We start from the raw sequence: 7,929 nt of genomic DNA, 5'->3' as shown, positions 1-7,929 counted from the left end.
CGCTCAAATGCCTGCTCGCCGCCATCCTCGGGCTGTATGTCTCGCTGCGCATCGGCCTGACCCGCCCGTTCTGGGTGATCGGCACTGTCTACCTGGTGTCGCAGCCGATGTCCGGCGCGACACTCAGCCGTGGCCTGTTCCGGCTGCTGGGAACGGTCGGCGGTGCGGTTGCTACGGTGCTGCTGGTGCCGCGGTTCGCCAACGCGCCGATGGTGTTGGGCGTGGTACTGGCCGCCTGGATGGGCCTGTGCCTGTATTTGGCCATGCTCGACCGCACACCGCGTGCGTACGCCTTCCTGCTGGCCGGGTACACCACCAGCCTGATTGGTTTCCCGGCGGTGATGGTGCCCGATGACGTCTTCACCATCGCCATCACCCGCGTGCAGGAAATCTCCATCGGCATTCTTGCGGCGACGCTGGTCCATGGCCTGCTGTGGCCACGCCGGGTCTCGCCGCGTGTGCACGCGCGCGTCGCATCGATCCTCGCCGATGCGGAGCGCTGGACGCGGGACATGCGCGCTGGCGCAAACGAAACGGTACTGGCTGCGGATCGCTCCAAGGTAGCCGCGGACCTCCTCGACCTGCACACGCTGTCCATCCACCTGCCGTTCGACAGTGTGCACGGCGTCGCCCAGGTGCAGATCCTGCGCGCACTGCATGACCGGATGCTCGATGTGCTGATGCTGTCCAGCGCCGTGGACGAATCACTGGCCCAGTTGCGCGCGCAGCCCGCTGGCACGGCGCACACCACTTGGCAGGAATTGATGCGTGCAGATCTCTGCGCAGGTCAGGCCGAACTCGATGCTGCGCATCACGACTGCCGGCTGCTGGAAGAGCAGCTGCACGCCGCCCGCCCGGCCTGGCGCCTGCATGTGCCCGCGCACCTTGCCAGGAAGGCGAGCGGTCATGTGCTGCATCGTGACCACCGGATCGCCCTGCGCAGCGCCTTGGGTGCCTTCGTTGGCATCGTACTGGCCTGCGCGCTGTGGATCATTACCGCGTGGTCCGATGGTGCAACCGCCGTCTCCATCATCGGCACGGCCTGCGTGTTGTTCGGGACCACCGAGGCACCTGCCGGGCATGTCATGCGCTATCTGATCGGGTCGACCATCGGCGTGGTCATCGGGCTGTTCTACGCGCTGTTGATCTTTCCGGGTCTGTCCGATTTCGTCGGCCTGGCCATGGCACTGGCGCCGGCACTGCTGGTGTGTGGCTCGTTCCTCGCCCGCCCGCCGTTCATCATGGGCGCATTGGGGGTAGTGCTCACCTTCCCCCTCATCGCCGGGTTGGGCGCCACCAATGCCACCCACATCGCGGGCGCGCTCAACAGCAGCGTCGCGCTGTTCGTGGGTACGGCGGCGGCGCTGTGCAGCATGTCGCTGTTGCAGACGCTGGACAGCAATCGCAGCCGCGCGCGCCTGCAGGATGTGATCCGACGGGACATCGCACGCCGCGCCGCCGGGCAGGTGCGAAATGCCAGCGACTGGACAAGCCGCATGGTGGATCGGCTTGCGCTGCTTGCCCCTCGCCTGCGCGGCCATCCGGATGCAGCCCCCACGTTGCGGACGCTGTTTGCGGACATGCGCGCGGCCAGTGCCGTGGCCGAACTTCGCGTAATTGGCGGGGCGTTGAATGATCGCCGCAGCCACGACTGCCTGGCCCAGTTGCTGCACAGCGCGTCGGCCCACTTCCGTATCCGTACCTCCACATGCCGCACAGTGGATACGCCGGTGCTGGAATCACTCGAGCGCACACGCGAGGTGATCATCGCTGGCAGCAACGGCGCATCCAAGCCTGTTCTTGCGCTGCTTTGCGGCCTGCGCCGTGACCTGATCGCTCCGTTGATCGTACATGGGGACTGAGTCGATGTTTTCCGATATCTCCATTGACGGCGTCTTCGTTCCCGGGCTGCTGGCGGTGGCACTCATCGCGCTGGCGCTGTCGATGATGGCCTCGCGGTTATTGGCAAGCCTCGGCCTGTACCGACTGTTCGCCTATCGCCCGCTGGTGGGCCTTTCGCTGTTCGTGATCCTGGCGGAGCTGCTGATCCAGCTCGCGCCCCTGCTTGAGAACCTGAAATGAAGCACCTGTTGAGTGTCATTGGCCGCTGGAGCGCAACGCTCTGCCTCTTCGTCGTTGCCGTCATCGCGGCCCTGTCCCTGTGGAACCGCTACGAAGCGCAGCCGTGGACGCGCGACGGCCGCGTACGGGCGGACGTGATCCGCGTGGCGTCGGACATGGGCGGGCTGGTCACCCAGGTGCTGGTGCAGGACAACCAGCGGGTGAAAGCCGGGCAGCTGCTGCTGGTGCTGGACCAGCCGCGCTACGCCGCCGCGCTGGACAAGGCCGATGCCGCGGTGAACAGCGCGCAGGCCACGCTTGCCCTTGCCCGCCGTGAATCGAAGCGGGACATCGCGCTGGGCAACCTGGTGGCTTCGGAAACGCGGGAGCGCAATGCCGCCAAGGTCGATACCGAAGTGGCCGGCCTTGCACAGGCCCGAGCGGAGCGGCGGGTGGCGCTGCTGAACGTGCAGCGCACCGAAGTGCGCGCCAGCGCCGATGGCATCGTCACCAACCTCGACCTGCACCCGGGCGACTTCCTGCAGCCGGGTGCCCAGGCGCTGGCRCTGATCGACGGCGCCAGCCTCCGGGTCGAAGGCTATTTCGAAGAAACCAAGCTCAACTGCATCAACGAAGGCGATGCCGCTGTCGCCCGCCTGATGGGCGATGGCCGCGACGTGCATGGGCATGTGGAGAGCATCGCCGCCGGCATTGCCGACGATCAGCGCGCGAGCACCCACAACCTGCTGCCATCGGTTGCGTCAACGTATACCTGGGTGCGGCTGGCGCAGCGGATACCGGTGCGCATCCACTTGGACGACGTGGCACCGGATACGCGCCTGATCGTCGGCAGGACCGCCAGCGTGACCATCACGCCGCGCGCGCAGGGAGCCTGCAAGTGATCGGCACGGCATCACGCGTGGGCGTGCTCGCCTGTGCGCTGTCGCTGGCCGGCTGCGTGTCCGGCCCGGACTACACGCTGCCGGCCAATGCGGTTGCCGCCGCCCCGGCAGCCCGCCGCGCATTCGTATCGAGCCACCAGGCGGCCTACGCACAGGCGGAGCTGCCGGACCGCTGGTGGCAGCTGTACGATGATCCACGACTCGATGCTTACGTCAGCGAAGCACTGCGAGCCAACACCGATCTGCGCGCGGCTGATGCCAACCTGCGCCGCGCCACGGCGATGGTGCTGCAGTACCAGGCCGAGGGCTCGGTAAGCACCGACGCAGATGCATCGGCCACGCTGGCCCATGCCGGGGGATATACCTCACCCACCTCGCCACCGCAGGTGTATGCGCTCGGCATCCACCTGTCCTACCCACTGGATCTGGCAGGTGGCATCCGCCGCGGTATCGAAGCTGGCAGCGCCGATGCAGAGGCTGTCGCTGCAGCACGTGACCAGGTGCGGGTGGTGGTCGCCGCCGCTGTCACCCGCGCTTATGTCGGCATCTGTTCGACCAACCTCACCCTGGCGGCGACGCAGCGGGTGCTCGCTACGCAGCGCGCTACGTTGGACGCCACCACGCGCTTGGCGGCCGGCGGACGCGGAACCGAGTTCGACGTCAGCCGGGCACGCGCGGCGGCCAACCGCAGTGCGGCGGCGGTGCCGCATCTGGTTGCCGAACGGCAGGCGGCCCTGTTCGCGCTGGCGGCGCTGATGGGACGCGTACCGGCCGACTATCCGCAGGACGTCGCCAACTGCCAACAACCGCCGCGCCTGCAGCAACCGGTTCCGGTCGGCGACGGTGGCCAGCTGATCCAGCGCCGCCCGGATGTCCGCGCGGCCGAGCGCAGCCTGGCGGCCGCCACCGCGATGATCGGCGTGGAAACGGCAGCCCTGTACCCACAGGTGAGCATCGGCGCGTCCGCCGGCACGGCAGGTTCATTCAAGCAGCTGCTGAGCAGCGACAGCCTCGGCGCGTCCTTCGGGCCGCTGCTGTCGTGGCGCTGGCCGAACCGCCGCGCAACCCGGGCGCGGATCGATGCGGCCGGCGCCAACGCCGATGCCAGGCTGGCATCGTTCGATGGCGTGGTGCTGGACGCGCTGCGGCAGACAGAAACCGCGCTGTCGGCCTACGCACAGGAGATCGATCGCGAGCACAGCCTTGCCCTCGCCCGCGACGACGCGGCACATGCGAGCGACCAGGCCGGGCAGTTGTACCGGTTCGGCAGGATCGACTTCATCGACGTGCTGTCTGCCGAGGCTGCGCTGGCCGATGCAGAGTCTGCCCTGGCAGCATCGCGCGCGCAGCTGGGGGACCGTCAGGTGGATCTGTTCCTGGCGCTGGGTGGGGGCTGGGCGGCGGCAGGCACAACGCCCGACGCGCTTGATCGCTGAACCGCGCTCAATCGTGAGCGGCTGGCCTGTGAAACCAGCCGCTCCCGCACTGCCATCGATGTTGCGGCCCTGGGCTTACTTCGGCATCAGCACCGAATCGACCACATGCACCACGCCATTGGACTGCCTCACGTCGGCGGTGGTCACCGCAGACTTGCCGCCTTTGGCGTCGACCACCCAGACCTTGCCATCCTGCAGCTTCACCGTCAGCGCTTCACCCTGCACCGTTTTCAGCGTGCTGCTGCCACCGTGGCTGCGCGCTGCTGCGGTCAGCTGGGTGGAGGTGTAGGTGCCCGGCACCACGTGATAGGTCAGGACCTGGGTCAGCTTGGCCTTGTTTTCAGGCTTCAGCAGCGTTTCCACGGTGCCTGCGGGCAGCTTGGCGAAAGCCTGGTTGTCGGGAGCAAATACGGTGAAAGGACCCTTGCCGCTGAGCGTGTCGACAAGCCCGGCCGCCTTCACGGCAGTCACCAAGGTGCTCAGGTTCTGGGCGGTGGAGGCGTTTTCGACAATGGTCTTGTTCGCGTACATCGGCACGCCACCCACCATCGGGTTGTCGGCGGCAAAGGCGGCCGGGGCAGTTGCGCAGGCAACCGCGACGGTGGCGGCAAGGGTCAGGCGCTGGATCTGGGTACGCATGTTCGTGTCCTCGTTGATAGCCCAACCGGGCTGGGAAATGCGCAGCGTTCGCTGCCGTCACTGCACCACCTTGCAGCCATGCGGGAATGCAGGGCGTCCGTAGCAGCAGGGAAGAAGCGTTGCGTGCATGAGGGCATACGCCGCAAGCCGATGGCCGGATGCATCGCCTGGCGCCGGGGCAGTGAACGGTTCAACAAGGTGCGTGCCGCGTCGTGAGGATGTTCACGGGATCGTGATGCGCTGAAGAGCGGAGAGTTGCCGCGATCGGCTGTCCAAGCAGAGGGGCGGTGCTTCAGCTTTCGCCGCTGGCCCTGAGCTGGGCACTCAACAGACGTGTCAGGGTCCTGCGTGCCAACCAGCCCTGCAGTTGCTTGGCCTTGATGGTCTTGGCCATGAGGCAGGGCGCGCCTTCCACGGTGTGGTCGATGTGGTAGCAGCGCGAGGCGCCACAGAGCTCGGCCTGGCTGGCGGTCACGATGACGACGGACACCTCCAGGCTGGTGAAGGCGATATCCGCCTTGATGTCCGGGTTCTCAGTGCCGGCACGGTCGATGAGCGTGCGGAAGCGGCCCAGGTCGCGTTCTCCGCCGCTGCTGAGCGGCCCCACGTTGGTGGCGCGCCGGATGTCCTCCTCCTCTCCGGGGACAGCGTTGTTCCAATGTTCAGTGCGCTCGGGAATGACTGCGCGGACGACCTTGCCGCCCGGCTCGATCAGATCGATGACCACATCCAGCAGATACACCGGCTCCAACCCAAGGTTGGTCACAAAACAGTGCGCATCCAGATGCTTGCCCGCACCGGAGGTGATCAGAATGGATGGCCGTTGCTGGCGGCGGTAGCTGCGCAGGAACACGCTCAGATAGACCACCCAGATCAGCGCCGTTACGCAGGTCATGGCGGCGGTGATCAGAGGTGCAAGGTGAAGCAGATTCTGGAGCATTCCCGATGGTGTCTCACGCAGCTTCGCTGGAGAGAACATCATCGCGATTGCATCGCTCGCGGGCCGTGAAGCCATGCTCGTGGCGAAGACGGCACCTCTGCGCGGTTGCCCGCTGGCGTCGGTGCCCGGCTTGGTCGACGCGTCCAACAGTCGTCGTCAGCGGGCAGAAGGAGCTGACTGGCCCGGCTGCGCACTGCAGCGGCCGAGCAAAGGCTCGGCGCCGCAATGCGGTACTCGATCAGTTGGCCAGAGCGAAATCCAACCCCGCGCACACCGCCGCCACCTGGGCGTCGTTGCATTCCTGCGGGTTGGTGCGCGGGCTGTCCGGGTACACCTCGGTGGTGGTGGCATACAGCGCATCGGTGAAGCCGGCACATGCACCAATGGAACGCGACTCGCCCCACACCACGCCCAACGACTGCAGCGGCATGCCCACCAGATTGCCTTCGGCATCGGCCGGGGCAATGTGGGTGATCGGGGCCACCGCGGCGATCAGCGCCTTCTGGAATTCGTGCTGCGGGTCTTCGCTGTTGCCGATCACATAGAAGCCATCGGGAATGGTGTCGCGCTCGAACGGCTTGCCGTCGCGGGCGCAGCGGGCCGGGTCGAACTCGTGCAGATCGCTGTCGGTGGTCTCGTGCAGGTCCAGGTGGACCCGGATGTTGGCCTTGCGTTCGGCCACCCAGCGCATCAGCGAGGCGGCTTCCTCGATCAGGCCGCCGTCACGGAAGCTGCGGTTGGGATCGATGGCGATGGGGTTCCAGCGCTGGATGCGCTCATAGCCCCACGGGCTCACGCACGGGGCCACGATCAGGTTGAAGCGGCCCAGGTAACGCTCGGCGTGCTGCTCCAGGAACTGCAGGGCGCCATGCACGCCGCTGGTTTCGTAGCCATGCACGCCGCCGGTGACCAGCGCGGTCGGCAGGGCCGGGTTCCAGTCGTGGTTCACCACCGCAAACAGAGGGTAGTGGTCCGGGGCGTAGTCCAATTGGCCGTACTGCACCACGTCGAAGCGCTCGTCCAGCCGTTCCAGCGCGGTCACCACGTCTTCGTGGTAGCTGCGCTGTCGCTGCTGGCGGGCCCGCCACTGCGCGCGTTCGGCGTCGCCCCAGGGCTGTCCGGGGGTGCCGATCGGGTAGAACTGCGCAACGGTCATCTCAAGCTCCAGAAGTCGGGGTGCGGTGGTACAGCCGACCATTTTAAGCCTTGTGGCCCGATCGGTGCTGCCCCTCGCCCCCGCCTTCATACGGCCGGCCTCATCTGGTTGTAAAATCAACGGTTTTTGGCCCCCACCCCCTTGATGGCGAACGCAGCGCAGCCGGTCGTGGATGGACCGGACTTCCTCCGTCTGCTCGCCCGTCTCAGCGACGGCGCGATGCCGGCCTCCAGTCCCGCCCTGACCGATCGCCTCGGCCAGTGGGTGGACTGGAGCCGTGCCGTGGCCCTTGCCGGGGCGCTGGATGGCCGCCTGGCTGAACCGGCCGAGGCCGCCGAAGCGCTGGATGATCTGCTGGCCGATTGCGCCCAGGCCGAAGCGAGCCTGTTGGCTTCGCTGAGCGAGGATGCCGAGGCCGAGCGCCTGCTGGACCTGGCCGAGGCCGCCGCCGCGCCGAACTTCGCTTCGTTGCGGCAGCGCTACCGGGTGCTGCAGCAGGCCATCCAGACCGCTACCGGCCGCCTGCGCGGCCGCCTGCGCGACCAGCTGGTGCAGGCGTCACCGGAGCTGGCGCGGCTGGCCGAGGTCGATGCGGTGATGGAGCAGACCTTGAGCCCGCGCGAGCACAGCCTGCTCGCCACCGCCCCGGCGGTGCTGGGTGCCCGATTCGAACGCGTGCACGGCCAGCCCGGCTGGCGCGCGTCCTTCCGCCACGACATGCGCACGCTGCTGCTCGCCGAGCTGCAACTGCGCTTCCACCCGATCCAGGGGCTGCTTGCCGCCCTGCGCTCACAC

General features: G+C 67.4%; 8 protein-coding genes. 5 read left to right on the top strand and 3 right to left on the bottom strand.

Features of this window, described 5'->3' with window-relative positions; genetic code table 11:
* The 4 genes from AC1VAN_RS05675 to AC1VAN_RS05660 all read left to right on the top strand — a co-directional run.
* The coding region (locus AC1VAN_RS05675; protein ID WP_480985420.1) for an FUSC family protein at positions 1-1,862 on the top strand (1,862 nt) is incomplete at its 5' end.
* Positions 1,863-1,866: 4 nt separating this feature from the next.
* Complete coding sequence (locus tag AC1VAN_RS05670) at positions 1,867-2,082, top strand: DUF1656 domain-containing protein (RefSeq protein WP_032975345.1); 216 nt, start codon at positions 1,867-1,869, stop codon at positions 2,080-2,082.
* Positions 2,079-2,963 carry an HlyD family secretion protein gene (locus AC1VAN_RS05665; RefSeq protein WP_032975344.1) on the top strand — a complete coding sequence of 295 codons (885 nt, stop codon included), beginning with the start codon at positions 2,079-2,081 and terminating at the stop codon, positions 2,961-2,963. The genes AC1VAN_RS05670 and AC1VAN_RS05665 overlap by 4 nt, the downstream gene beginning before the upstream one ends.
* Positions 2,960-4,399 (top strand): efflux transporter outer membrane subunit, encoded by a 1,440-nt coding sequence (locus AC1VAN_RS05660; RefSeq protein ID WP_032975343.1) that lies wholly within the window; start codon positions 2,960-2,962, stop codon positions 4,397-4,399. The genes AC1VAN_RS05665 and AC1VAN_RS05660 overlap by 4 nt, the downstream gene beginning before the upstream one ends.
* A 75-nt stretch (positions 4,400-4,474) precedes the next feature.
* On the opposite strand, the gene AC1VAN_RS05655 is transcribed toward AC1VAN_RS05660, so the two are convergent.
* From AC1VAN_RS05655 to AC1VAN_RS05645, 3 genes are all read right to left on the bottom strand, one after another.
* A complete protein-coding gene (locus tag AC1VAN_RS05655) occupies positions 4,475-5,038 on the bottom strand; it encodes a fasciclin domain-containing protein (RefSeq protein WP_025874323.1) in 564 nt (187 codons plus the stop codon).
* 292 nt (positions 5,039-5,330) lie between these two features.
* Entirely contained in the window at positions 5,331-6,125 is a 795-nt protein-coding gene (locus AC1VAN_RS05650) for a hypothetical protein (protein ID WP_152543279.1), read from the bottom strand.
* Between the two features lie 91 nt (positions 6,126-6,216).
* Positions 6,217-7,134, bottom strand: coding sequence for a M14 family metallopeptidase (locus AC1VAN_RS05645; RefSeq protein WP_032975342.1), 918 nt, complete (start codon positions 7,132-7,134; stop codon positions 6,217-6,219).
* A 144-nt stretch (positions 7,135-7,278) separates the two neighbouring features.
* On the opposite strand from AC1VAN_RS05645, the gene AC1VAN_RS05640 reads away from it, so the two are divergent.
* The coding region (locus AC1VAN_RS05640) for a DUF3348 family protein (RefSeq protein WP_032975341.1) at positions 7,279-7,929 on the top strand (651 nt) is incomplete at its 3' end.

The organism is Stenotrophomonas sp. 05L44_2 (genome assembly GCF_056665995.1).
The sequence above is the reverse complement of the archived record's forward strand: the minus strand, read 5'-3'. Positions and strand labels throughout refer to the sequence as shown.

Coding starts and splice junctions, on each gene's coding strand:
- AC1VAN_RS05655 (WP_025874323.1), bottom strand. CDS start 5,038: ATGCGTACCCAGATCCAGCGCCTGACCCTTGCCGCCACCGTCGCGGTT.
- AC1VAN_RS05670 (WP_032975345.1), top strand. CDS start 1,867: ATGTTTTCCGATATCTCCATTGACGGCGTCTTCGTTCCCGGGCTGCTG.
- AC1VAN_RS05645 (WP_032975342.1), bottom strand. CDS start 7,134: ATGACCGTTGCGCAGTTCTACCCGATCGGCACCCCCGGACAGCCCTGG.